The 26707-nt window shown below is 38.9% G+C and carries 23 protein-coding genes; 5 read left to right on the top strand and 18 right to left on the bottom strand.

Annotated elements, in window-relative coordinates:
* Window positions 1–96 precede the first annotated feature (96 nt).
* A complete protein-coding gene (gene trmB / locus GBI66_RS04625; RefSeq protein WP_004654068.1) occupies window positions 97–813 on the top strand; it encodes a tRNA (guanosine(46)-N7)-methyltransferase TrmB in 717 nt (238 codons plus the stop codon).
* Window positions 814–886: 73 nt separating this feature from the next.
* On the opposite strand, the gene GBI66_RS04630 is transcribed toward trmB, so the two are convergent.
* From GBI66_RS04630 to GBI66_RS04700, 15 genes are all read right to left on the bottom strand, one after another.
* Window positions 887–1573 carry a hypothetical protein gene (locus GBI66_RS04630; RefSeq protein WP_151715313.1) on the bottom strand — a complete coding sequence of 229 codons (687 nt, stop codon included), beginning with the start codon at window positions 1571–1573 and terminating at the stop codon, window positions 887–889.
* A 249-nt stretch (window positions 1574–1822) separates the two neighbouring features.
* Window positions 1823–1969, bottom strand: a complete 147-nt coding sequence (locus tag GBI66_RS19715; protein WP_228267283.1) for a hypothetical protein — start codon at window positions 1967–1969, stop codon at window positions 1823–1825.
* Window positions 1970–2047: 78 nt separating this feature from the next.
* Window positions 2048–2692 (bottom strand): DUF6708 domain-containing protein, encoded by a 645-nt coding sequence (locus GBI66_RS04640; protein ID WP_373885777.1) that lies wholly within the window; start codon window positions 2690–2692, stop codon window positions 2048–2050.
* A complete protein-coding gene (locus tag GBI66_RS04645) occupies window positions 2640–3140 on the bottom strand; it encodes a DUF6708 domain-containing protein (protein WP_151715315.1) in 501 nt (166 codons plus the stop codon). The genes GBI66_RS04640 and GBI66_RS04645 overlap by 53 nt, the downstream gene beginning before the upstream one ends.
* 136 nt (window positions 3141–3276) lie before the next feature.
* The gene (locus GBI66_RS04650; RefSeq protein WP_151715316.1) at window positions 3277–4368 is read right to left on the bottom strand and encodes a DUF6708 domain-containing protein; all 1092 of its coding nucleotides are present in this window, start codon (window positions 4366–4368) and stop codon (window positions 3277–3279) included.
* Between the two features lie 16 nt (window positions 4369–4384).
* Complete coding sequence (locus GBI66_RS04655; protein WP_151715317.1) at window positions 4385–6952, bottom strand: T6SS effector BTH_I2691 family protein; 2568 nt, start codon at window positions 6950–6952, stop codon at window positions 4385–4387.
* Window positions 6953–7684 carry a hypothetical protein gene (locus GBI66_RS04660; RefSeq protein ID WP_151715318.1) on the bottom strand — a complete coding sequence of 244 codons (732 nt, stop codon included), beginning with the start codon at window positions 7682–7684 and terminating at the stop codon, window positions 6953–6955.
* Between the two features lie 3 nt (window positions 7685–7687).
* On the bottom strand, window positions 7688–10300 hold the full coding sequence (locus tag GBI66_RS04665; RefSeq protein ID WP_151715319.1) for a type VI secretion system Vgr family protein: 2613 nt from the start codon (window positions 10298–10300) through the stop codon (window positions 7688–7690).
* An 87-nt stretch (window positions 10301–10387) separates the two neighbouring features.
* Window positions 10388–11161, bottom strand: coding sequence for a Rossmann-like and DUF2520 domain-containing protein (locus GBI66_RS04670; RefSeq protein ID WP_151715320.1), 774 nt, complete (start codon window positions 11159–11161; stop codon window positions 10388–10390).
* An 82-nt stretch (window positions 11162–11243) separates the two neighbouring features.
* On the bottom strand, window positions 11244–12296 hold the full coding sequence (locus GBI66_RS04675) for a DUF1311 domain-containing protein (protein WP_151715321.1): 1053 nt from the start codon (window positions 12294–12296) through the stop codon (window positions 11244–11246).
* 185 nt (window positions 12297–12481) lie between these two features.
* Window positions 12482–13888, bottom strand: a complete 1407-nt coding sequence (locus GBI66_RS04680; RefSeq protein WP_151715322.1) for an OmpA family protein — start codon at window positions 13886–13888, stop codon at window positions 12482–12484.
* Window positions 13889–14089: 201 nt separating this feature from the next.
* Window positions 14090–14662 carry a hypothetical protein gene (locus GBI66_RS04685; protein WP_151715323.1) on the bottom strand — a complete coding sequence of 191 codons (573 nt, stop codon included), beginning with the start codon at window positions 14660–14662 and terminating at the stop codon, window positions 14090–14092.
* Window positions 14663–14860: 198 nt separating this feature from the next.
* A complete protein-coding gene (locus GBI66_RS04690) occupies window positions 14861–16093 on the bottom strand; it encodes a dihydroorotase (protein ID WP_151715324.1) in 1233 nt (410 codons plus the stop codon).
* Window positions 16094–16105: 12 nt separating this feature from the next.
* Window positions 16106–17122 (bottom strand): aspartate carbamoyltransferase catalytic subunit, encoded by a 1017-nt coding sequence (locus tag GBI66_RS04695; RefSeq protein WP_005187574.1) that lies wholly within the window; start codon window positions 17120–17122, stop codon window positions 16106–16108.
* Window positions 17123–17262: 140 nt separating this feature from the next.
* Window positions 17263–17634 carry a hypothetical protein gene (locus GBI66_RS04700; protein WP_151715325.1) on the bottom strand — a complete coding sequence of 124 codons (372 nt, stop codon included), beginning with the start codon at window positions 17632–17634 and terminating at the stop codon, window positions 17263–17265.
* A gap of 286 nt (window positions 17635–17920) precedes the next feature.
* Here GBI66_RS04700 and rlmKL point away from each other — a divergent pair, with 286 nt between their 5' ends.
* Window positions 17921–20125, top strand: a complete 2205-nt coding sequence (rlmKL, locus tag GBI66_RS04705; protein ID WP_151715326.1) for a bifunctional 23S rRNA (guanine(2069)-N(7))-methyltransferase RlmK/23S rRNA (guanine(2445)-N(2))-methyltransferase RlmL — start codon at window positions 17921–17923, stop codon at window positions 20123–20125.
* On the opposite strand, the gene GBI66_RS04710 is transcribed toward rlmKL, so the two are convergent.
* Together GBI66_RS04710 and clpB are read right to left on the bottom strand one after the other, a co-directional pair.
* Entirely contained in the window at window positions 20118–20564 is a 447-nt protein-coding gene (locus GBI66_RS04710; protein ID WP_151715327.1) for a hypothetical protein, read from the bottom strand. The genes rlmKL and GBI66_RS04710 overlap by 8 nt on opposite strands.
* Window positions 20565–20734: 170 nt before the next feature.
* Window positions 20735–23314, bottom strand: coding sequence for an ATP-dependent chaperone ClpB (clpB, locus tag GBI66_RS04715; RefSeq protein ID WP_005212922.1), 2580 nt, complete (start codon window positions 23312–23314; stop codon window positions 20735–20737).
* A 261-nt stretch (window positions 23315–23575) separates the two neighbouring features.
* Between clpB and GBI66_RS04720 the strand changes: the two genes are divergently transcribed.
* Window positions 23576–24376 (top strand): M23 family metallopeptidase, encoded by an 801-nt coding sequence (locus tag GBI66_RS04720; protein WP_151715328.1) that lies wholly within the window; start codon window positions 23576–23578, stop codon window positions 24374–24376.
* 71 nt (window positions 24377–24447) lie between these two features.
* On the opposite strand, the gene GBI66_RS04725 is transcribed toward GBI66_RS04720, so the two are convergent.
* Complete coding sequence (locus tag GBI66_RS04725; protein WP_005295012.1) at window positions 24448–24870, bottom strand: OsmC family protein; 423 nt, start codon at window positions 24868–24870, stop codon at window positions 24448–24450.
* Between the two features lie 148 nt (window positions 24871–25018).
* On the opposite strand from GBI66_RS04725, the gene crp reads away from it, so the two are divergent.
* Together crp and GBI66_RS04735 are read left to right on the top strand one after the other, a co-directional pair.
* Window positions 25019–25726, top strand: coding sequence for a cAMP-activated global transcriptional regulator CRP (gene crp / locus GBI66_RS04730; RefSeq protein ID WP_005187555.1), 708 nt, complete (start codon window positions 25019–25021; stop codon window positions 25724–25726).
* Window positions 25727–25927: 201 nt separating this feature from the next.
* Window positions 25928–26704, top strand: coding sequence for a M48 family metallopeptidase (locus GBI66_RS04735; protein ID WP_005187552.1), 777 nt, complete (start codon window positions 25928–25930; stop codon window positions 26702–26704).
* The last annotated feature ends 3 nt before the right edge of the window (window positions 26705–26707 follow it).

Genomic DNA, 26707 nt, shown 5'->3' on the forward strand with positions numbered 1-26707 from the left:
CTTCAAAAATGACTGACTAAATAAAATCACTTAAAGTTTGACTTGACCACCTGAACACTTAAAATACGGCATTTCTATATTTATATCTCCAGAATCATGTCAAACGATCAGTTAGAAACGCAAATTACGGAACTCGACAATTTGCCTGAGCACCGTGAAATTGTGACGTTTATGCGTCGTTCAGCTCCGCTCAATACTTCACAACGTACTGCTTTAGAAGATTATCGTGATTTAATTTTGGAATACCCTGTTGGTGATTTACGCCAGCACTTTGAACATCCTGAACGCCCATTAACGGTTGAAATCGGTTTTGGTATGGGGCGTTCTTTGGTATTAATGGCAAAAGCCAATCCTGAACGTAACTTTGTCGGTATCGAAGTGCACGTACCTGGTATTGCACAGTGTGTTTATGAAGCCGGTATGGCGGGCTTAAAGAACCTGTTTGTACTGGATGCTGATGCAATTCAAGTATTACGTGAAATGCCAGATAACAGCATTAACTGTGTACAGCTTTATTTCCCAGATCCGTGGCAGAAAAAACGTCACTTTAAACGTCGTTTTGTGATTCATGAGCGTATGCAACTGGTTGAACAAAAGCTTGAGTTGGGTGGTACTTTCCACTCAGCAACTGACTGGGAACCGTATGCAGAGTGGATGCTTGATATCCTAGATAACCGTCCAGATATGGAAAACTTGGCAGGTAAAGGCAATAGCTACCCTCGCCCAGAATGGCGTCCAGTGACTAAATTTGAGCGTCGTGGTCTGGAATCTGGTCATAAGATTAATGATTTTATCTTTAAGAAAATTAAATAAGCTGATTTAGTTATCAAAGGAAGCCACTCATTTTTAGTGGCTTTTTTATTAGATTCAAATTTAAATAATGCTTCTATTGCACTTCCTCTTTCAGAACACTATAAGGTAAATACATCTTTAAGCCTATATTGTATAAGGTAAAACTGGAGATAAAGAAAAAAATACCTGGCATGATATAGAATTCATAAGGAGCTGAAATTTTTAATATCTCTTTCAGAACAGCAATCCAGACCATTTGAATTAAAATAAATCCGAAAAATATCAACCACCCATTTATCTTACACTCATACCTAGTCAATAAAAATATAAAACCATATAAATCAACTTCCTCTTTTTTGTTAAGACCTTTATTAAACTCATTTAGATATTGCTTGCTAACTAGCATAGCACTCATTTCAAATCGAATAAGGATATTAAATAAGATATAAAGTACGATATAGCTCAAAAAATATATTTCACCAACATTCAGTGAAACTGAAAGCGTGACCAACAGAAAAGAGAAAGAGGTCAAATATCCCCCAAGCAAACAATGCTGCGCATATAAAAATGCATCAGGTTTAGCCTTAGCACGTCTATACAGAAAAATACAAAAAAAGAAATAAAGTAGACAAGAAGAAATAAATAAAAATTTTATAAAATACGTACTTAAATCAAAAATTGTAATAAAACTCAGAAAAGCAAGTACACCTAGAGCGAAGTTCAATACAAAATGGTTTTTCACAAAATACTGATAATCAAATTCTGATATTTTTATCGACATTAAAAGCACCTTTAAAAATCCTGCGCCAGCCTAATTTAAAATAATAATCCTTAAAACAAGATATTCACTTTAAGGTTTATTATAGTTATTATTCTTTGATTTTCAGATCAACAAGTGGCTGAATGTATAATTATAAACATCATAAACCACATAGACATCCTCTCTTTCTTGAAAAAAGACACCTGTAAATACGGAATAAAACTCAATATAGAAATGAATATAATAACCTGAAAATCCATTCACTCCAGCTCAAATCGCTGTTGCACTCATTCCTCCAGATTCAGCAAACATTAATACTAAAGCTGTTGCCGTTGCTTGTGATCTCAGCTGAGGTAGTTGTCCAACAATTGCATCAACACATTGGAGTTTTTGAACGTTACCGTAGATAACTTTCATCAGTTCATATATCAATAAGTTGTCATATTTATAAACAGTGTTAATAACTTCAGAATTAAAGTATTTCTATTAGCACACTTAACACCAAAAGAATAGAGCTGTTAACAGTCCTAAGTTTTCACCTTTAAATAATGACAACAAATCAATAAAACCTGCTCCAAGCACGATGGAAATTAAGAATAAAATTGTATAAACAACATATTCAAAGGGCTTGATCGGTTCACTTTGTAGCTTAGGTTTCGGATACTGTTCAAAGTCATAAGGGTCATTGGCTTCGATTTGACATTCTTGTTCTACCCAATCTGGAAATTTTGGAATCTTACTAGTTTTAATAGATAGCATACGCCCAACTAGAAAAATAAATGATATTGGAAAAAGTCCCCAAAATATCAATCGTTGTGTTCTATTTACAGGTTGATCACTACCTGTAGCTGCAATCATCACACGTTCTACAGTCTCTCTGAAGTACTCCTTACGATTATGGATAGAAAAAACTTCTTGGACTGCAGCATAGCTTGCTTTTGCTGAATCATCTTCCATATAACGACGCAAAAACTCCCAATGTGCTAATAAAAAAGAATCATATTGACTATGGCCTGTATAAGGTAAAGCAAAAGTTTCCGACACTTTTTCCTGTTCATCTAGTAAAGAAAACCTTACATCCCAACCTCTACGACTGTATTGTTGTAAACCTATGTGAAAATCCTCCCAATTTGCAACCAATAGTTTTTTTATCTGGCTGAATCACATAGACTTTTTTTAGTTTTCTGTTAAAGCGAATAGGATAATGGGTATAACTAAAACATTCACGTTTCAGCATGCGAAAAAGTATAAAAATCAAGCCCCAAAATACTGAAATAAAAAAGACATCTATTATATTTTGTCCCATACTCGTACTATACGATGGATTATAAAACCCATAATAAAATAGTCCACCTATACCAACAGCCATAATGGCTATAAAACATAAACTTGCTATAGAGATTAATCCTATCCAAAAATTCCAGCGATCAATTAACTCTAAATAGGTACTATTAATCTGAATCACTGTTCGATGTGGTTTTAGTTTTTCACTTTCAGATTGTCTTCTATTTAAAGTTTCAGTTTTATGCGATTTAAGCTTTTTACTCACCGTTTCATAGTTAATAAATAAACCGACCCAATCGCTCATATTTAATTTCCTAACTTTATGACGATGCTAGTGCTGCTAAAGCAATTCTGATCATCAGAGTAGGGAAACATTCCTGTGATGAATCATCAATAAGTCAAAATAAAATATAAAGGCTAAATGTGCCAAACAGGCACACTTACCACCAAAAGAATAGAGCTTTTAACAGTCCTGAGTTTTCACCTTTAGCCAATGACAATAGATCAATAAATCCAAGAAAGATGATGATAGAAATAAGTAGCAGTACTATATAAATCACATATTCAAATGGCTTGATCGGTTCACTTTGTAGCTTAGGTTTCGGATACTGTTCAAAATTATAAGGATCATTGGCTTCGATTTGGCATTCTTGCTCGACCCAGTCTGGAAACTTTGGAATTTTACTCGTTTTTATAGACAGAGTACGGCCAACAATTTCAATGAATCTAAATGGAAAAGTTGCCCAAAATATTAATCGTTGAGTTCTATTTATAGGTTGATCACCACCTGTTGTTGCAATCATCACACGCTCGAAACTTTTTTTTAAGGTTTCTTTGCGTTGATGTATTGGAAAAACTTCTGTAACCGCATCATAGCTAGCTTGAGCTGTATCATCTTCCATATAGCGACGAACGAACTCCCAGTGTTCTAATAACTCAGAACTATACTGACTAAAACCCGTATATGGTAAAGCAAAAGTTTGAGTCACCTTTTCTTGATCGTCTAGCAAAGAAAATCTTATATCCCAGCCACTACGGCTATACTGTTGCAAACCGATATGAAAATCCTCCCAATTGGCAACCAATATTTTTTTATCTGGCTGAATTACATAAACTTTTTTTAACTCTCTGTTAAAACGAATGGGATAGTGAGTGTAGCTAAAACATTCTCTACGAAAAAAATGCCAACTCCCCCAAAGAATTCCTAAAAAGAGAATAAGAAATATTATTCCCATTATTGTATTGCCTGCACTGGTATTCGGAGAAGAATCAAAAAAACCAAAATAAATAATTAGATATAAAAAGCCAAATGAAATTATCATGGTAACTATACTTAAAATAGTTATAAATCCTCGTTGATAATTCCAGCGATCAATTAGCTCCAAATAAGTACTATTAATTTGAACTACAGCACGATGTGGGGAGAGAGTTTTACTCTCAGATTGCCTTCTATTTAAGATTTCAGTTTTATGCAGTTTGAGCTGTTTCCCCACCGTTTCATAATTTCCAAATAAACCTACCCAATCACTCATCTTAAATTTCCTAACTTTATGACGATGCCAACGCTGTTAATGCTTCTTGCTGTTTTTGTAGTTCAGTACTTAAAGACCAATTTGCTTTTTTCTTGCCAAAATAACCTTGTCTAATCCAATCCTGTAACTCATTACTACTGAAGTAATTAATTGCAAATGCTACAGCAATCATCGCAATTACTAAGACAATACCCACACCTGTGGCAATTAAACCACCATAAATAAATAATCCTGTAGTAATTAATCCAAGACCCGCCGAAGAAACAGAGAGCCATCCTAAAGTACTATTACCTTTCTGAAATGCTTTATAAGCATTAACGCCATCCCATACGGCAAAGACAAGAGCAGCAGCAACGAGACCTCGAGTTTTCAGGAATCCACAAACCTTAACCCTCCAACCATTTTTTGCTTTTGTCGCCTGATCCAAAGCTGTCTTCATCACTGCTTCAAACCGTCTTTCCATAACATCCAACACACTTGCAATACCAGCCACGATACCTGCTACAAACTTAGTCGAGGTTTCCAATAATTGTGTTGGTGTTGCTTTCATCATGTCTTGATACATACTGAAAATTGCTAAACATTGTAATGATGAGGCAAAAAGTCCTGCACCAAATGACATTTTTTTGTTGGTACTTACCGCTTTACTATAGTCTTTAAAACGTAATTCACTAACATCCTGAGCACTACGAATACTTGAAGCCATCGCAGGTGCTCGTTGGCTGTTCGGGGTGTTATAATTAACGTTATTCAGTTCATTAATATCCACGACCAAAGCAAATGCACTGCGATTCCGGCTCTTTAAATCGACCACACCAGCAGCCTCGAGTTGCAAAAGTTGTAGTTTAACCGCACGTTTTAAATCATCTGAATTAACTTTCTTACCCGAAGCCTTTAAAATTTCCTGTGTAATAAACTTGGCATATTCTAATTTCGTTCCATTGACCTCTACACGAACTACAGGTCTTTGATAATGCGCTCCAAGCAACAAAGGTACTTTATAAGCTGCGCTTGCCCCATCTACAGCTTCTTTGATCACTTGCGAAACAGGAGCACTAATGGCCTTGACAAAACCTTCGAGTATTGTTGCTCGTCCCACTATAGCCAAGTCAATGGATTGTGTTACACCAAAAATAAGCCCCGACCAAGCATGTTTAGTTGAACCTGACATAAAATCAAAATCAGCCAATTTACTTTGAACGTGATTCAAAGCTGCTTGCTGATTAAAGAGAAGCCCACGACAAAGATAATTAGCTGCATGCTTAATATCGCCTTTTAACAATTGGCAATAATAAGTGAAATTTTCAGGGAGCATCTGAGTATTACCTACCAAAGCCATGACCGTCGTTGAATATTCCATGCCTGACTGGATCAAGCTACTATCAAAGTTCGCTCGCATATAGTAAAACAACGTATTACTCTTAAACCACGCGAGATGTGCTTTCGCTAAAGGCTCAATAAATCTTTTCTGATAATCAACTGCTTTTGCATCAAAATCCTTTTTCCAATTATCTGGTGCTGTTGGACTACTAAATTCTCGCTGATATCTTGCCCAAGCACTCTGCTGACTGGCACTTATTCTATTGCGTAATTGCTGTAGCTGTTGCGGGGTCAAAGGAGGTAAATCCTCTTTATTACGGTATCCTGTTACTGCAATCGTTGGCGTATCAATATAGCTTCCCAATGCAGGAACAAATATTTGCTCGGTTGTTTCCTCTGTAATTGCAGAACGTGCTTGGTCAAAATTTAAAGCAGCATTATTAGCAGCATCCATTTGTACAGCTGTTTTTAAACTTTCAATCTCCCCATAAACCGTCAAAGGATGCCGATGTGCCTGTTGCCAAATTCGACCAAGCTCATCTAGCAAAGCACTAATATCACTCATTAAAGCAACGGGATCATTGATCGCAATCACCAATCCTTTTCCCGGCGCTAACCGATTTGCTTCATTAATAATTTTTGGTGTACTGCCTTTTAATTCCAAAAAACCGCGAGTCGACCATGCAAAAGACTGCTGCCCCTGAGCATTGGTTAAACTATACTCATTAACACTGTTTTGTAGACGTTGTATAGGTAGACTACTCGCAGTATTTCCTCCAATCTTAACTTCAGTCATATGCCTACGCTTTTCAACTGCTGCAGCAGAAGCTCCCTTATGCGCATTCAGTACCGCCTGTGTCCACTTATATTCGGAATAGCTAATAAATATTGATCGCGCAACGGTTGGTCTTGGAACAGTAATTAAAGCAGCATTGGCAAATTTCTGTCCTTGTTGCATACATGCAGTGTGTTGTTCTTTAAATGCTTCAGTTGTCGCTTGTGCTTCACTTGCATTAATTAACGTTGCTAAGCCCCCAGAAGTTAAACTATAGGCTTTGATACTATTATCTAAACTATCGTAAATATATAAATAACCTGAACGTAAATTTCTAAGCGTGTAATAACAACTACTTGCGGGTAATTCAGGGTAACCTGCTGGTGTAGCGATAGGCGAACGAATTGCACTCCCTCTACCTACAGAAAAACGACTGATAAATAAAGGTAAACCTTCTTTCTGACAACGTTTACAATTAGAAACCGTCATTTATTTTTCTCCCAAAATATTTTTATATTCACGATGCAACAGTTCTTCAAATGGCAAAGTAGAACCTAATTCTCCCTCTACAACATCCATATTGGGTGTCATTAATACTCTTAATTTTTCAGTAATCTGCATCATGTCATCAAAACTAAATTTCTTAGGATATAACTGGTCAGAAAAGTGATTTGGAAAGCTCAAAGTAAAGTATTGTCCAGCTATAGATATCGTCCATTCATCTATATAGTCTTGCCATAATTGAAATTTTTCAATTTGGCTTGTTGCTTCGTTATTGTAAAAATTAAATAATAAATGAAAGTGAATCATCGCTCTGGAATCAAACATTCGGAATAAAAAATTCTTTTTTTGAATTGTTACTTTCATCATTTTGGCTAAAAAGTCTTTCATCTCATAAATATTTTTCTTAGAAAGAATATAGTTCTGAAACATACTCATTTGGTCAAATTGACTAAATGCATCGACATAAAAATATGAACCTATTTCCTCCCACAATCGTCTTCTCAACGTCTCATCAATCAAATTAAGATCAACCAAAGTAGGTGTCATACTTTCATTTTCAAATAAGTTAGACCCAATTAGCTCATATTTCACACCAAGTTGCTTAAGAATATAATGTGCATCCATCCACAGTAAAGGATCAAAAAATATATAATTTGCTTTAAAAATAATATCTTCAGAAGTCGATATTTTTTCTATTAAAAATTTTTTATTTTCCATAACTTAATCCATTGCTATTACAGGTGAGCCTTTTGCAGATGCCTCTGTTGCCCGCAGATCACATTCCAACTGTTTTAATGCAATAGGTTGCATATCGACCTTCGCTCCCCCCATAAACAAATGCTGCCCCGCTTTCACCTCAAACTTGCCACCTGTGGTTGGGAAAATCCCTGAACCATCCAGCTTGATCTGAGACCCGCCCGCAGTAATCACAATCTCTTTCGAACTGGTGATCTCAATACGATCTTCAGTCGAAATAATCTGAATGCCTTGCTTGGCAAGTAAATCCATTCCATCCGACTGGGCATGGGCTTCATACTTACCTTTGGCAGCAACTTGCTTGATTCCATTTTGAGAGGCAAACAGGCTGACTTTACCACTGACATGCGCCACCAGATTCTTTTGCGTACTTAGATTGATACTGTCGCCTGCAAACTGGTTAATTTGCCCATCAGCAGATAAATGAATATCTTCATTGGTGCTCAGACCAATGCCTGCTGGTGAACTTAATAGCAACATTGCCTTGTTAAACTTAGCAATATCAGCTTCAATTTCATCAGCAAAAGCTTTTAGCTGATCCAATGATTCAATTTCATCAGTCTGCTGATTCTTGGCCACTTCACTCAGTGCCTTGGCATTGTTTTGATTACCTTCGAGCTGTTGCTTGGCAGGTTGAGCATCCAGATGTTCACCTTGGGCCTGATCCTGTTTATGCGTAGATAGGAGTAACCCTTCACCTGCTCGCACAGCACCCCATTGATCAGTGCGTAGTTCAAAACCTTCACCACGGTCTTCGCTCTCTGCTTTGTCTTTCGGATGACTGAGTTTACCTAAGTTGAGTTGGCTGGCTGCATGACTGCTTTGCAGTTGGGCGCTGATCTGTCCCGTGGTGTCATCAAAGCGGAGTTGGTTATAGCCTTCACCCTGATATTCTTTCGATTTGATCCCTGCCAGTTTTTTAGTGTCTGGCAGCTTACCTGCATTGTCGAACTTGGTTGGGCTGCGATGGGCTTCATGGATACGTCCCACTACAAAAGGACGATCGATATTGCCATCAAAGAAGTCGATCACTACGATTTCATCAATACGTGGCAAGAAGCGTGCGCCATAGCCTTCACCTGCCCAAGGTGTCAGTACATCCACCCAAGCAGAATCAGTGTCATTGTCATTGGCCCCTGCACCACCATCATGGCTGTGATCATCATTACGGGTAAACAGGAAACGAACTTTAATCCGCCCCCATTCATCCACATGTATTTCTTCACCGCTTGGCCCAACCACTTTGGCACGTTGTGGTGAAGCGGCTGGACGGTGTTGTAATGGATTGTATTCGGGTACGGTTTTGATGCTACGACGTTGCAGCGTCAGTTGATTTGCTTGGCGTTCTTCATTATTAGATTGAGTCGGTTGCCAGTTGCTTTGGGCCAATAGTTGGTTGATCTGTTGATGTAGATCTTTAGGCAAATTATTTTGGTTATAGAAGTTTTTGCCTGTAATTAGAAACTCTTTGTCGGCACCATCATGTTGATCAATTTCAGGATGTTCGGCTAATTCAAACCAGTAACCGACATGGGTATCGCGCACGGTGGTATTGGCAACGAACTGCTTTGATTGTAAGTCATAGTATTGACCCAAGCTCTGATTCAATTTTTCGATCTGTGCATTGCCCGATTGGGTTGCTCCATCTTCACCATTTAAATCTTGCATCCATGCAGGTGAAAAGTGCCATGCCTGCTCTAGTCCTAGACTGGCATTGTCATGTTGATCACTGTGTGTATGTGTGCTTTGTACACTACCTGCACCATCTTCTTGTTCTAAGGCATCTGCTTGCCAGCGTTGTACATGGACCGCACTCGGTTGCAATGAGCGTTGTCCAACTAGGCTGGTCATGCTGTCGTATTGTTCAGTGGCACTGCTACGGTGATAGCGAATATGTCTGCGATCGAGCGCTTGGTACTGGCTATTATCATCAATCAAACGGAGCTTTTGTGGCTGAATCGCGGCACTGCTGAGAGGAACTGTGTGCTCAGCTTCGTCGATGAGCCAGTTAATCCCTTCGCTACGCATGAGACGGGTGAGAAAATCATAGTCACTTTCATTGGACTGCATAATGAATGGACGGACATCATAGTCTTGACTGAGTCCACTTAAATCTAAACTTAAGCTTGATGCAAAGAGTGGACTCTTTTGTTGCCATTCTTTAAAGACAACTTCCACCACATCGCGTACGCTCTTGTTCATAAACACGCGGCTGTTACGGCGTTGTTTCCACAGTGCGGTTGGATCTTCTAAAGTCAGCTTATATAAGGTTAAGCTACCGTCGGATTGTCCTTGTAAGGCTTGGGTGATAATGCCTGTAACACGGGTCAACTGGCCTTGATCAGTGACGCTATCAATTGCCACTTGGCTACCAATAAATTGTTTCAGTGGAATCGTCGCATTAGTCGATAGGCAAATCAATTCTGCCTTAAATCCATCATTGAGTTGATGCTGACCATCAATACGTTGCAGAAAAACCTGCGAATTTAAATTTTGATTAGAAAATTGAATATGAATCGCACGTTTTTGTGCTGTAAGACCGAGACTTTCTAAAGCTTGAAATATATTAGCCAGCATCTTTTTATAAAATATTAAATAAAATTTTAGGTATATTATACAAAATAGACTAATTTGTCTATTTTGTATCATTATTGTTAACCCTGTTTAATGATGTCGTTTTAAAATGGATTCACTCATTAAACGATATATATCCTGTAGGTCAGTTCGATTGGAATCTACTAATAATTGGCGATGCATATTTAATATATTTTGGTCACCTCGCATCGCAGGGCCTGTTTGCATTTCCTTGGGATTATTAGTCGTCGCTTTATTTGCAGTCTCTAGAATCAAAGGATATAACAAACTAAAATCAACCTGCTCAGCATCGACCACTTGCTTAGCCATGTCATAACAGTAATTACTAAAATTGCAAGCAAACACTGCAGCTAAATGTAAAGTTAAACGTTGTGTTGAACTATATTGATAAACATGTTGGCTTAAACTGTTTGCCAAATCAGTTAATAATGTTAAGTCTTGTGCTTGAACTGCTTCGACAAACAAAGGGGTTTCAGACCAGTTCACTGCTCTTTCAAAACTAAAGGTCTGCAGTGGATATAAAACCCCAGCTCGCGGATGTTTCTGTTCAAGTATCGCTAAGTCTGTACTACCTGAAGTATGAACGATGAGATTGTCTGGCAAATATTGAGTAATCGCTTGAATGACACTCGAAATTGCTTGATCACTCACCGCAATAATCACTAAATCGGTTTGCGGATCAAGCTGTTGAAGCTCAGTAATTGCTTGTGCATTAACCTGATCTGCAAGTGTTTCTGCGCGTTGTAAATCTCGGCTGAAGATCTGAACAATTTGATGCTGTAACTGCAACACCTTGGCTAAATGTGTCGCCACACGGCCTGCACCAATCAATGTAATACGCATAATTTCTATCTATTCATCATGACGGCTTAAGCATGCCAATAAAAAAAGGACGAATCAATTCGTCCTTTTCTTTACTGATCACTTAATTGACATTATTCAGATAGACAATGCGCTCAATAGTACGTTGCGTAAAGCATTTAGTGTACTGCATCTCTTGGTCTTGCTTACGCATTGCATCATTCCAATAGCTGGATTGTTTCTGGTAAGTCTCACGATCTTTTTCAGGGATGTCATATACATTTTTCTGTGACAACACCTTACAGTCAACATCACGCTTTTCAAACCAATCTGCTTGATCTTGTTGCAATTGTGCCTTTTGTTCTGGACTGAATTTATCCCAAGTTTGATTTAAACGCTCAACCTGTTTTGACTTCTCAGCATCTAGCTCTTTCTTGCGAATATCCATCGCTTTTTGCGCCAAGTCCATTTGAGCAGAAGACTCTGCATCATATTCTTTTTGTGCCTGTTCGCTGCTCTGTTCCATTAAACGATTTTGTTTCAAGTAAGCGACATATTGCACAGCTTTGGTCGCCATAAAGACCACGCCATCGATCACAGAATTTTGATCTGGAATATTGAAAACCAAGCCATCTTTATCAGTCTTGGTCAAATTATAAGAAAACTCACCACGTAACTGATCATTTTCGAGCGTTAATGGATAATCGCCATCTGAGAAATAATCACTTAAGGTATAGGTTCTTGGGTCTTCATCTTCACCATCGTGTTGATATTTTTGTTCCTCTAGGTAGGCATTCTCTGCACGCTTCTGTAAACCTTGAGGAAAAGAAACCACCAACTGACTTTCACAACTTAATAACGTCTTAGATGTCTGTTCAGTTTCACTGGCATCTAATGTACGCACATTTTTAATTTCGAACTTTAAACCTTTATTAATGGTATCTAAAATTGTATAGTCCGCCTGATATTCACTGTCACGCAAACTACGCTCGATTTGTTTCAAATATGCTTTCTTTAACGCAGCCTGAATATTATTAAGGTTGTCCTGATTGGTACAACTCCATTCCGCAACCACTGCTGCATCAGTTTCTTCAACTTTATCTTTCGGTTTGAACTTATCACAACCTGTTAATAAAACAGCGGCTGTTAAAGTAGTGAATATAAAAAGCTTATTCATATTAATACCCTATTATCTTGTTTTTTTCGGGCGTATTCTACTCAATTTAAATCTATACTTTCGAGTCTTTTCTTGGATTTTATTCACCCGAATGGATCTAGCCTCATATTTACCTCAATAAACAATTAAAATAAAAGGAGTTATTAAAAAAATAACTCCTTTTTAAATCATATCTGAATCATGAATTATGGTGTCACTGAAAACTCAATACGGCGGTTTTTAAAACGGCCTTCTTCGGTTGCATTATCTGCAACTGGGTTATCTGCACCATGCCCTACAGCAGTCAATTGAGCTGCATCAACGCCTTGACTCACAATATAATCTACCACGGCTTGCGCGCGTTTTTGTGATAAGGCTTTATTACTATCAGCATTACCTGTCGAGTCAGTATAACCAGCAACGGTTAGTTTTGCGTCTTTGACTGTTTTCAGTAAAGTCGCAGCTTTATCTAAAATTGCTTTATTTTCATCAGGAATCTGATTTGACCCTGTGGCGAAATTAATAATTTGTAAATTAAGTGCTTTAATCACCTCATTAATATCAACTTTATTGGTATCAATATTGGCCAATGCATCTTGAGCAGCATTTAAACTATTACTGACTGAATCGGCTGCGCTCACAGGTGCTTCTACAATCACCTCTGTGTTTGGCACAAGCCCTTTGATCTTGCCAAGTAACTCATTCAGTTTGGCAGTATCTGCCCCTTTCAAGGTGATTTTATCGCCAACCCAATCCAATGAAACATTGGGAACACCTTTTAGCAGACCCAAAACACCAGCCAGACCTGCTTGATCAGTAAATGTGGCCGCATGCGTTGATGCCGTATCTACACTACAGTCTTGATTGGAAGAGAAAATCTCTTTGACTTTGGACTGAATACTTGCCAAAAATCCTTGATCGCCAACACCCACCTGACATTGTGCAACCTTACCATTGGCATCAGTAGTTAAGGATAAGCTTGCAGGCGCCACATCAGCACTTACTTGTGATGCAGAAGAATCCTCATTATTGACTGGAACAGCCATTTGTTTATGTTGACATGACTTCCATAACCACGCGACCAACAACGCTAGAATAATCACAGCCACAATAGGTAACCATTTAGTCCCTGTCGTGGTGGCGGTATTTGCCAAATTAGAAACTGAGGCCGAGCTACTAGAGACCAGCCCCAAAGGTGCAAGTAAACCAACAGCCCAAGCTGGTAAAAGTGAGCGAATTGAATCGGCATGCTGTTTTAAATAATTCACAATACTTTGTGTGTCATTTCCAGCCTCATTGGTTAAAGCAACTAGGCTCTTTGGGATTGCTTGATTTAAAGTATGCTCTACCTCAGCAGGTGGAATCTGCCCCCCTGCTAGATTAGACAAGAGTGCATTTTTGACTTGATCATTGTGACCAAATAAATCGAGTAAAGAAGGTGAGATTGATTCTTTGAGTTTCTGAATAAGTTCAGGTTTTGCTGCTAATACGGAAAGAAAAATCGGATAGAACCTAGATAACAGCGCACTTTTTTCGTTCGCCAAACTGTCCTGACCACTGACAACAACAGAGGTCACTTGTTGCTTTAACAATTCCATTGGGTTTATTGACATTGTTATTCACTCCAACTCATTAAATTTATAATATTCAGATCGCTTAAGAAAAATGCGAACTACACGCAAACTAATGCTGTTTCATTCTAATCACTTGTGTGTTTTTTATTCGTTTTTATATAATTTAAATACAATACTTACATCACACTTTACAAAGTGGAGCACATGATAGAAGCTGCTTATCTACAATGATCCAATCTTTCACTTGCTGAGTTGATATAAACAAATCAATGAAAAACTTGCAAAAATCAGCGTTAGAAATGGAAAAAAACGATAGGGTTTCTTCGTAGGTGGCAGATCAAGTTCTATTGGCTCCTCCTGAATAGACTGTACTGGAACAACTACTTCATTTAAAAGCGAAAGTACTTCATCAGACCACGTTGGCAATAATGCATAGATTGATTGTTTATGTTCTCTCAGATAATAAATAATACTGATTGCATCATTTCCAACCTCATTCGAAAGCACAGCCAAACTTTTTGGGATTGCTCGATTTAACGTAAGTTCAACCTCTGCAACCGAAACTTTTCCTGCCGCCAACCTCAAAAGCAATGCATTTTTTACCCGTTCATTTCCTTCCAACAAGTCAAAGATAGATGGGGTAAGCTTTTCTTTTAATTGATCGACCAATTCAGGCTTTTCTAAAAAGCGATGCAAAAAAACAGGATAAAACCTTGATAGGACATCATTTTTTTCATTTACCAAACAAGTTTGGTCGTTCACAATCACAGATGAAACTTTTTGTTTAAGTAACTCCATTGGATTTATAGACATGTTATTAAGCTCCAATTATTTAAATAATTTATTTCTCGTTTTTATAATTTTATGTAAGGTATATCTCATTTATTTTATTACTTTAATCTAATTCTTTTATTTTTATCTACATTTGTAAAATTTAAATACAATATCTACATCACACTTTACAAAGCAGAATAAGACTTTTGTGTCTTATTCTGCTTATTTCACATTCGTTTATGCAAAAGTCGCCAATACTTTACCTGTCAACTGCTGACCAAGTAAGGGTGTATTTTTGCCTTGAGAAACAATGGTTTCTTTAGAAACAGTCCATTTGAGTTCTGGATCAACCAAGACCCAGCCCGCTTCTTGCTGCCAGCGTTCCGTCATATTGACAACTTGTGCTGGAATTGACGTGACTTTTTCAACCCATTCTAATGGCTCAAATACACCTTCTTGAATCAGCTGTACACCGAGACCGACATAAGTATCAAATGCAGTAATACCCGGTTGCGTTTCAGCGAAAGGAGCCATTTTAGCAGAGCTACTCAATGGTTCGTGATGAGTACAAATCGCATCAATCACACCGTCTTTAACACCTTGGCGCAATAAAGCTTTATCTTGTTCAGATCGCAACGGCGGGCGTACATGTGCAAGTGAATTAAAACCATCAGTCAATTGCTCTGTTAAATGCAGTTGATGCATCGCAACATCGGCAGTAACAGGCAAACCTTTGGCTTTTGCGATACGAATCAGTTCAACAGATGCACCACAAGATAGAAGACCAAAATGTGCTTTTACGCCTGTCACTTCAATCATCAACAAATATTTTGCGATTGCGACGGTTTCAGCAATCGCAGGAATCATTGGCAAGCCTTGACGAGACGCAATAAAACCTTCATGTGCGCAGCCATCTTTGGCAATTTGTGGTTCTTCTGCATAGAAGATCACCGTCAAACCTAAACCAGCAGCATATTCAAGTGTACGAATCACCACATCATCATTTTCAAAAGCAGCATTGGCATTTGAAACTGAAGTACAGCCACCCTTCTTTAATCCCGCCATGTTGGCAGGTTGTTTTCCATTCAAACCTTGGGTTTGTGCGCCAATAATCTGTAGATAAATTCCACCATCTAATTGTGCTTTTTCAATCAGACCATGAATTAAAGCACCATTGTCTTGAACAATCGGCTTAGAATCAGGTGGTGTAATCACATGCAAAATACCATTGGCACGTGCCGCTTTACCTTCTGATTTTAAAGTCCCATGTTGTTGCTGGCCAGGTTCACGCAATCGCGCGCACAAGTCCACCATAGTTGGCATTAACCACTTACCTTGCCCATCAATGCTTTCATCGACTTGATCTACTGCATCAATCAATTTACCGTTTTCGATATAAACCGTTTTGACTTGATCAGTTTTTTGAATTGGATCGAGCACACGGACATTTTCAATTTTTACAATACTCATGTGTTCTATCCCTTACAGTGCAATCGCTTCAATTAAACCTTGTTCTTGTAACTGGCCTTGCATCGCAAGTGCAAGTACTGCCATACGAACTGCAATACCATTGGTGACCTGTTTCAAAATCACTGATTGATCACCATCCGCAACACTTGAATCAATTTCAACACCTCGGTTCATCGGTCCTGGATGCATCACGATACAATCAGGTTTAGCCAATGCAAGGCGCTCTTTATTCAGGCCATACATTTTGTAAAACTCAGCCTGTGAAGATAAGGCTGGTGAATCAATACGCTCATTTTGAATACGCAATGCAATGATCACATCACAGTCTTTCACACCATCATCCATTTTGTTAAACAGACGCACGTGCTCGCCATATTCATTAAAGCCCACTGGCAAAAGTGTATTCGGTGCAATCACACGAATATCTTTACAACCCAATGTTTGTAATGCTGCAACATTTGAACGAGCCACGCGTGAATGTTTAATGTCACCGATAATCGCAACGGTTAATTCTTCAAAAGGCTTTTTAGTTTCACGACGAATGGTCAACATATCCAACATTGCTTGGGTTGGATGCGCATGACGACCATCACCCGCGTTAATAATCGCAACTTTCGGACACACATCTTTAGCAATAAAGTGTGCTGCACCAGATGATGAATGGCGAACCACAAAAATATCCGCGGCCATTGCTTCCAAGTTCCACAGTGTGTCACGCAGAGTTTCACCCTTAGAGGTACTTGAACGTGCAATATCTATATTCAAGACATTGGCAGACAAACGTTTTGCAGCTGCCTCAAAGGTGGTACGAGTACGAGTGGAGTTTTCAAAGAATAGATTCATGACCGTCAGCCCTTCAAGTAACGGACGGTTGATCAAATTATTATTTTCATCTAAAAAGCTTTGCGCTGTATCTAAAATCTTAGTTAAAGTTTCTTTGGAAAGACCTTCAATTGTTAAAAAGTGTTTTAGATTTCCTTGTTGATTGAGCTGGATCTGACTCAAAGTATGCAATGCCGCCAAGTGCATAAGAGATTCCTAACACGTTAAGTTAACGCATTATACAGACTTTAGATTTCATTCGTAGTTGAAGTTTTCAGCACTTAAGTAAAAAGGATGTAATTCCCCTCTTACATCCTTTATTTTCTATTCTTTAAAAGACTTAGCGCTTAGCGTAACGCGCCAATATAATGATGATGAACCTGCGCCTGATATATTTCCTCTTCAGTGACTTCTACTGAATAAGTTTCTAAAACCTCAGCTTTTACTTTTTTAGCTTCGGCTTTTACTTCTAGTGCGGCAAAACTTGGCTCGGCATATAGATCAATCAATGGACTTAAACGAGCTACAAATCGTGCCAATTCTTGATCCTCAGTTGCTAGGGCAACTTCAAGCACATGTTTAGCATAATCTTGATTATTGACTAAATACATTACATCAATCACACGACCACAAACTCGTCTTAAGCGGACATACATTTGAGTTGCAATCGTAAAAGCTTCAGCATTGACCGATACTTCGCTATTCATGCTTTCTTTCATAACATCCTCACAGCCATCAAATTAAAATTCTTAAATTTCATCAGTTTTAAGTAAAATCGTTCACTTATGTGCTGCAAATTTAAAAGCAAAAGATGTACCAACTATTTAATGAAATAGTTGATAAAAATGAAATACATCGCACTTGTAATACCGTGTTATCTAAGCCCAATAGATAAAAAAGTGTAATTATTAGGTGATAAACCTGACAATCAAACAAATATGCACCGACAGAACCAATAAAAATCAGTTAAAATAGCCGATTGCTAAAAATGTTTTGGAAATTTGAATGAACGCTAAACCACGTCTAACAGACTATTGGGTCACCTGTGCGGACGGGCTTGAAACCTTATTACAACAAGAGCTTGAAGATTTAGGCATTCAAAATATCCAGCGTTTTGCGGGGCGTTTAGTATTTAAAGGTACATTGGAAAATGCATACCGCATTTGTATGTGGTCTCGTTTAGCCTCTCGAGTGCTTTTACCGATTCATACACATGAATTGGAACATACGCACGATGCTCGTGATGTAGCCGAAGAACTCTATGAAGGTGCAATCAGCTTTGACTGGTCACTCATTTTTGCACCACAAAGTACCTTTGCGGTGCGCTTGCATATAGAACGTGATATTAAGGTAAATTCACAATTTGCGACCTTACGTGTAAAAGACGGTGTGGTTGATTCCTTTATGGAAGCAGTCGGTAAGCGTCCAAGTATTGATATTAAGCAACCAGAAATTACACTGTACGCATTGGCAGGTAAAACCGAACACACCTATTGCCTAGATCTCTCTGGTGATTCTTTACATAAACGTGGCTATCGTCGTTTTATGACTGAAGCACCAATCAAAGAAAATTTGGCGGCTGCGATTCTACAAAAAGCACAACTCGCACAATATCAGCCTGACATTATCCTCGACCCAATGTGTGGTTCAGGTACATTTATTATTGAATCTTTATTAATTTTGACTGATCGTGCACCCGGTTTAGTTCGCCGTTTTGGTTTTAATGGTTGGCATGGACACGACAATGAATTGTGGATGACGCTCAAAGCTGAAGCTGCTGAACGCCATGAGAAAGCATTACAGCAACCGCTTCCGCAGTTCTATGCTTATGATGCAGACTGGGAAGCAGTAAAAGCAACACGTCAAAATATTATTGCCGCTGGCTTTGAAAATTTACTGGATAAGATCCAAATTGAAGAACGCACTTTAGCAGACTGGGATGACTTCCATGCTGAAGGTAAAAAAGCCTTTATCGTGACCAATCCACCGTATGGTGAACGTTTAGGTGACAAAGCGTCTAACCGCTCGCTCTACTTAGGCTTATCTGCCTTATTACAAAAGAATTTCCCAAATCAACGCGCAGCGATTATTGCTGCCCAAGTTGAACAAGCTGATGTTCTTGCCTTTAACGATCCTCAAATTTTACGTTTGATGAATGGTAAATTACCAATTTACGTTCGTTTTGGTACAGTCAAGCCTGCAACAGTTACCCAACCATTTTTAGCTTCTTGGCAACCACAACAATTTGAAAAAATTGAAGGTGCTGAAGACTTTACCAATCGTTTGCAGAAAAATATGCAGGCATTGAAGAAATGGGCTGTGAAAGAGAACGTCTACTGTTTACGTCTTTATGATGCAGATTTGCCTGATTTCAATATTGCAGTCGATTTATATGGCGATCGTTTGCATGTGCAAGAATACGCACCACCGAAAACCATTGATCCAGAAAAAGCTAAAAAGCGTTTTAACCTTGGTCTTGCTGCAATCCGTGCTGTGACAGGCTTAAACCGTGATGCTATTTTCATCAAAACACGTGCAAGACAGGCAGGTACGACGCAATATACTAAGCAAAGTACAGCTTCTAAGCGCTTTATTGTTCAAGAAGGTGATGCACGAATTTTAGTGAACCTGACCGACTACTTAGATACGGGCTTATTCTTGGATCACCGTCAAATTCGTCTGAGAATTGCCAAAGAAGCACGTGGCAAGCATTTCTTAAATCTTTATAGCTACACCTCTACAGCAAGTTTACATGCTGCTTTAGGTGGCGCAGCAAGTACGACCAGTGTCGATTTATCCAATACTTACTTAAATTGGTCAAAAGAAAACTTTGTGCTGAATGGTTTAACTGTCGATCATGCCGATGAACAGCATATGTTCTTTGCAAGTGATTGCTTTGAATGGTTAAAAGAAGGCCATGAACAGTATGATTTAATCTTCATTGATCCACCAACCTTCTCGAACTCGAAAAAGTTTTATGGAACTTTTGATGTTCAGCGCGATCATATCTCCTTACTTAAACGAGCAATGAACCGTTTAACCAGTGATGGGACTTTGTACTTCTCCAATAACTATCGCGGTTTTGAGCTAGACGAAGAAATTGAGGCGATGTATCAAGTTGAAGAAATCACCTCTGAAACGATTGGTCTAGATTTCAAACGCAATCAAAAGATTCATCGTGCTTGGAAAATTCAACACCCAGCTATTTAATTACTAGTTCAGCTTTAGTCTCATCATTGTAAGTCACGTGAACGTTACCTGATTCAAATTCATAAATCATGTAACGGTCAGGTGGCTGTGCATGCGGCTTAATCGTAGCCTCTCTCTTATCCTTATCTCTTGTATCAACAGCCAATATTTTCTTTTGCTCTTCGTGAGAAGAAAGCGCCCCATCTAAAATCGTATTGACTCGAATATCACCTAAATATTTATCACTTAAGATACGCTGTGAACGCCAACGTTCTTCTTCAGGTTTTAACGCATCTTGTTGAGCTTTAATGATAATACTGGGGAGCGCATTATTCAGCACGCCAGTTTGTAAGGCGAGTGTTCCCTCATTCAATGGCTGTGCAGCATTCACCATTGAAGATAGAGCGGTTATCAACAAAATTACACAAGTATATGTGCAATGATGTCTGCTATTTTCCATTGCAATTCATCCTGAATTTTTTTCTTATTTGCTCAAGAAACTATCAAGTTTTTCATCAAGTCGCAATATCATTGGTAATATTCCTGAAAAAATCAGACCAGTTGCACCAATATAAAAAAAGATGGTGACTTTCATCACCATCTTTTTTGGTCAAACATAAAAATTTCTGCTTAACTCAGTTTCATTTTATCGAAAATCAGATGACCATTTTCACCTTTGATTAAAATGTTATCTCCAGCTTGGAATTCACCAGACAGGATTTTTTGAGCCAAACTATTTTCCACTTGTTGCTGAATTGCACGTTTCAAAGGACGAGCACCGTAGATCGGATCGAAACCAGCATCGATCAATAGATCGAAAGCAGTATCATCTACAGTTAAGCCCATATCTCGATCGCTCAAACGTGAACGTAAGCGATCTAACTGGATATCGGCAATACCACGAATCTGTGCTTTTTGCAGTGAATGGAAAATCACCAATTCGTCAATACGGTTAATAAACTCTGGACGGAAATGCTGTGTTACCGCATTCATAACCACAGTTCTTACCTCATCATCAGTCGCCCCTTCACCCAGCTCACGTACATCTTGTGAACCCAGATTAGAAGTCATTACGATCACCGTATTTTTAAAGTCGATCACACGACCTTGCGAATCAGTTAAACGACCATCATCCAAGACTTGCAATAAAATATTGAACACATCTGGATGCGCTTTTTCCACCTCATCAAACAACACTACACTATATGGCTTACGACGTACGGCTTCAGTTAAAACACCACCTTCTTCATAACCCACGTAGCCCGGAGGCGCACCGACCAAACGACTGACAGAGTGTTTTTCCATGAACTCACTCATATCGATACGAATCATGGCATCATCACTATCAAACAGGAAGTTTGCCAATGCTTTGGTTAACTCCGTTTTACCGACCCCTGTTGGACCAAGGAACAAGAATGATCCACTTGGACGATTTGGGTCAGATAAGCCGGCGCGTGAACGACGGACTGCATTAGACACTGCAACCACAGCTTCATCTTGTCCCACCACACGATTATGTAAAAACTCTTCCATTTTCAGAAGTTTTTCACGTTCACCTTGCAGCATTTTCGTCACAGGGATACCTGTAGCCGCACTCACGACTTCAGCAATCTCATTTTCAGTGACTTTGGTACGAATCAACTTCGGTTCTTCATTTTCCTCTGCAACTTCAGCTTGCTCTAAGCGCTTCTGCAACTCTGGAATAACTCCATATTGCAAACGTGCAGCTTCAGCCAGATCGCCTTCACGTTTGGCTTTTTCCAAGGCACTACGCGCTTGATCCAGTTCGACTTGTGCTTTTTTATCACCTTCAACCAGTGTTTTTTCAGCTTTCCAAATCTCTTCTAAATCATTGTACTCTTTTTGCTTTTCGGCAATTTGCTGTTCAAGATGATTGACTTCGGCTTTACTGCCGACATCTTCATCTTTTTTCACCGCTTCAAGCTGCATTTTTAATTGAATCAAACGGCGATCTAATTTATCTAAAGCTTCTGGCTTAGAGTCGATCTCCATCTTGATACGTGATGCAGCTTCATCAATCAAATCAATTGCCTTATCTGGTAACTGACGATCAGTGATATAGCGATGTGACATTTTCGCAGCAGCTATAATCGCTGAGTCTAAAATTTGTACCCCGTGATGGGTCGCATATTTCTCTTTTAGACCACGTAGGATCGCGATGGTATCTTCTACACTCGGCTCATCCACCAACACTTTCTGGAAACGACGCTCAAGCGCAGCATCTTTTTCGATGTATTGACGGTACTCATCTAAAGTGGTCGCGCCCACACAACGGAGCTCACCACGTGCCAAAGCAGGTTTTAGCATATTACCTGCATCCATCGCGCCATCACCTTTACCTGCGCCAACAAGCGTATGTAGCTCGTCGATAAACAGGATGATTTCACCTTCATGTTTTGCTAAGTCTTTAAGAACTGCTTTTAAACGTTCCTCAAATTCACCACGATATTTTGCACCTGCAAGTAATGAACCCAAGTCGAGTGACAGTACACGCTTATTCTTTAAGCTTTCTGGTACTTCACCATTGATAATACGCTGCGCTAACCCTTCAACAATCGCAGTTTTACCGACCCCTGGTTCACCAATCAGTACAGGGTTATTTTTAGTACGACGAGATAGCACCTGAATAGTACGACGGATCTCATCATCTCGACCAATCACAGGGTCTAACTTCCCTGCCAAGGCACGCTCAGTCAAATCGATGGTATATTTATTTAGTGAGTCACGTTGATCTTCGTGATTATTACTCATGACTTTGTCATTTCCTCGAATATTTTCAATTACCTTACGTAAACTTTCTGGTGACACACCAACACTATTTAAAATAGTTTTGGTTTCGCCCGTTTCTGCCAAGCTAAGTAAAACCCAATCCGTAGATAAAAACTCATCACCTGCTTTCTGTGCATAGCGGTCAGCTAAATTGAGTGCCTTAACCGCCTCAGGATTCAGATTGATATCACCTGTCGGATTTGCCAAAGTTGGTGCATTTTGCACCGCTTGTTCAAGTTTCTGCTTTAACTCAGGTAAACGTGCGCCCGCTTGTTGCAATAAACTCAGATTGGCTGGCTCTTCTAATAAAGATGTTAAGATATGAATCCCTGCTATTGCAGTGTGATCTTTACCCATAGCCAATGATTGTGCATCTGAGAGTGCTTGCTGTAAGCGGTTTGTAAATTTTTCAAATCGCATTCTTGTTATTCCTCACAACAAATTTTTAACTTATCACTTAGATGGGAACACTTTTTAAAATTTCAAATAAAATTTATATATTTTTCAATATTTTATATAAAATCAAAAATATAAGACTCGGCATTAATATGGGTACAAAAACAATCTATTTCAAGTATATTTTGTATAATTTTGCTACCTAATCTGTTTTGCACAGCAGCAAGCTTGTACATTTAAGCAGAACCTTTTAGCTTACAGCTTTCTTTATTCATCATGATGACCATGTATTTAAAAAAAATTTATCTTGTCGCTACTTGTCTTCTGCCGCTTCATGTTGCTTATGCGCAACTGCCACAAGATTCGAGACGGGCTGGTGGAATCGCGGTTATTCCTCTAGAAGCACATACCACTCAAGTTTTTTATGAACAAAATCCTGTACTCATTACACAGGAAGGTTCCCAACGTTATGCGGTGTTTGGTATCCCTTTATCCGCGCCTTTAGGGACACTCACCTTAAAAACCAATAATAGTCCAATTCAAATTGAGCTTAAGCCATATCCATATGCTGAGCAGCGTTTAACCGTCAAAAACCAAGACTATGTCAATCCAAAGCAAGAGCAACTGGATCGTTATGCACGTGAAGCAAAAGAGCAAAATGATATTTATAACTCTTTTAGTCAAAGCACATGGAACAGTTTCCCGAATTTTATCCGCCCTACAGCAGGTAAATTTAGCAACTCTTTTGGCCGTAAACGCTTTTTTAATGGTGAAGAGCGTGCTCCACACTCAGGTTTGGACATTCCAGCCCCAACTGGTCAAAAAGTAATTGCGCCTGCTGATGGTATCGTGGTGCAAACTGGAAACTATTTCTTTAATGGCAATACAGTCCTGATTGACCATGGGCAAGGTTTAATCAGTATGTTCTGTCATCTAAGTAAAATTAACGTAGAAAAAGGACAACGCATTCATCAGGGTGAAATGCTTGGCTTAGTAGGAAATACTGGACGAGTCACGGGGGCTCATTTACATTGGGGTATGAGTCTAAATAATGCTCGGGTAGACCCACAATTATTTCTAAAATAAAAAGAAAAGCTTATAGAAAAAGTGATCTATAAAAATAGATCACTTTTTAGAAAAACTTAATAATTTAAGCTTTATGCAGCTTCAACAATTTCAAAATCATGGGTAATTTCAACACCACCGTCCGCAAGCATTTTGCTCGCCGAACAATATTTCTCCGCCGAAAGTTCAACTGCTTTTTCAACTTGCTTGGTTTTTACCGCTTTACCTGTCACCACGAAATGTAAATGAATTTTAGTGAACACGGCTGGAATCGAATCTGCTCTTTCTGCTTTCAGCTGACATACGACACCCGTCACATCTTGGCGAGATTTCTTTAAAATGGTCACAATATCAAACGAAGCACACCCACCAAGTCCCATTAAAATCAATTCCATAGGACGTGGACCACGGTTTTCACCCCCATATTCAGCAGAACCATCCATCACCACAGTGTGGCCACTTTCTGATTTTGCCTCAAAAGCAACATTCTCTAACCAATGTACACTTGTTTGCATTGCAACTACCCGAAAAACGTTATAAATTTACTCTGTTCTTGTACACTAACATAAAATGAGTTGATAAGGAATTTCATCTCTTCTGTGTAGAAAAGGCTCTAGCAAGGGCCTGTGCGATCGGTTTTATCCAAATTCGGAAATTTTAAGCATGACTTCAAATTTTTCACAACTTAGCACTGATGCTTTGTCTCCAGGTCAACTACCTGAATCAGTTAAAGCATTGCTAAAACGTGCTCATATTAACAGATACCCTAAACGCACCGCGATTGTTGACGCTGGAACTGAATCAAAATCACTGTATTTAATATTAAAAGGTTCAGTGTCAATTATTTTACGTGAAGATGATGAACGTGAAATCGTCGTTGCCTACCTAAACCCAGGTGACTTCTTTGGTGAAATGGGGCTTTTTGAAAAGAACCCTCAGCGTACCGCAGAAGTACGTACTAGAGATGTATGTGAAATTGCAGAAATTTCTTATGACAATTTCCATGAGTTAAGTAAACAGTACCCAGATCTAAGTTACGCTGTGTTTGCTCAACTGGTACGTCGCCTTAAAAATACAACGCGTAAAGTAACAGATCTTGCATTCATCGATGTATCTGGTCGTATCGCTCGCTGTTTAATTGACTTATCTGCGCAACCTGAAGCAATGATTTTGCCGAATGGTCGTCAGATTCGTATTACACGTCAAGAAATTGGTCGTATCGTGGGTTGTTCTCGTGAAATGGTTGGACGCGTACTCAAAACGCTTGAAGATCAAGGCATGATTCAAACTGATGGTAAGGCAATCTTAATTTTTGATGCTTCTTTGGAAGAAAATACTTTTACTGAAGAAGAATATGATGAAGAGGATTAATTTGATCTAAGATTAAATTAATTCGAACTAAAGCCAGTGCCCGTCACTGGCTTTAGTTTTTCAATCAAGCAGATAACTGTTGCTGATTACATAATTACAATGATTATAGAGGTATTCAGAATGTTAACTGCTGTCAACATTTTTTATAATCCTCCCTAATTACGACTATATTCATAAGATACTGATTTGGAGAGAATAAGTATGAAGAAGTTAGCTTTGAGCCTTTGCGCTGTTACTGTAATGACAATTTCTGGCTGCGCATCTTTCGCAGATATGGCAGGTGCTGACAGTGCAACCTTGAATGCTCAATCCGCACAAGGCTTCGCTAAAATGACACAAGAAGCGCGTGCCAAGAACCAACTGGATAGCAGCTCAAGTACTTATCAACGAATTAATACTGTCTTCCAACGCTTAAAGCCTTATGCAGACCAAATGAACCAGACTGGTCAACGCTTTGACTGGCAGTTGGCTGTATTAAAATCAGATACCGTCAATGCTTATGTTGCGCCAGGCGGCAAAGTAGTTTTCTATACAGGTATTGTCAACAAGCTGAATTTGACCAATGACGAGATTGCGGCAATTATGGGTCATGAGATGACACATGCTTTAGAAGAACACGCAAAAAGTAAAATTGGTGCTCAGGCTTTAACAAATCTTGCGATTGGTATCGGTAAATCATACGCAGGTAGCAGCATAGGTGATCTAGGCAGCGCGGCAATCGATTTGGGCAGCCAAGTGGGTGTTGGTCTACCTTACTCTCGTAACTTGGAAAGCCGTGCTGATTACGGTGGCTTAATGTTGATGGCGAAAGCTGGCTATAACCCAAATGCGGCGATTAGTCTTTGGGAAAAAATGAATCGTTTAGATGGTGCTGGTGGTAGCTCGTTCTTATCAACACATCCATCAAATACGCAACGTATTAGCGATATGCGTAAAAACTTACCAGCTGCATTAGCGCTTTATAATAAACGTCGTTAAGCA

Source organism: Acinetobacter sp. TUM15071, from assembly GCF_008980925.1.
Classification (GTDB): Bacteria; Pseudomonadota; Gammaproteobacteria; order Pseudomonadales; family Moraxellaceae; genus Acinetobacter; species Acinetobacter dispersus.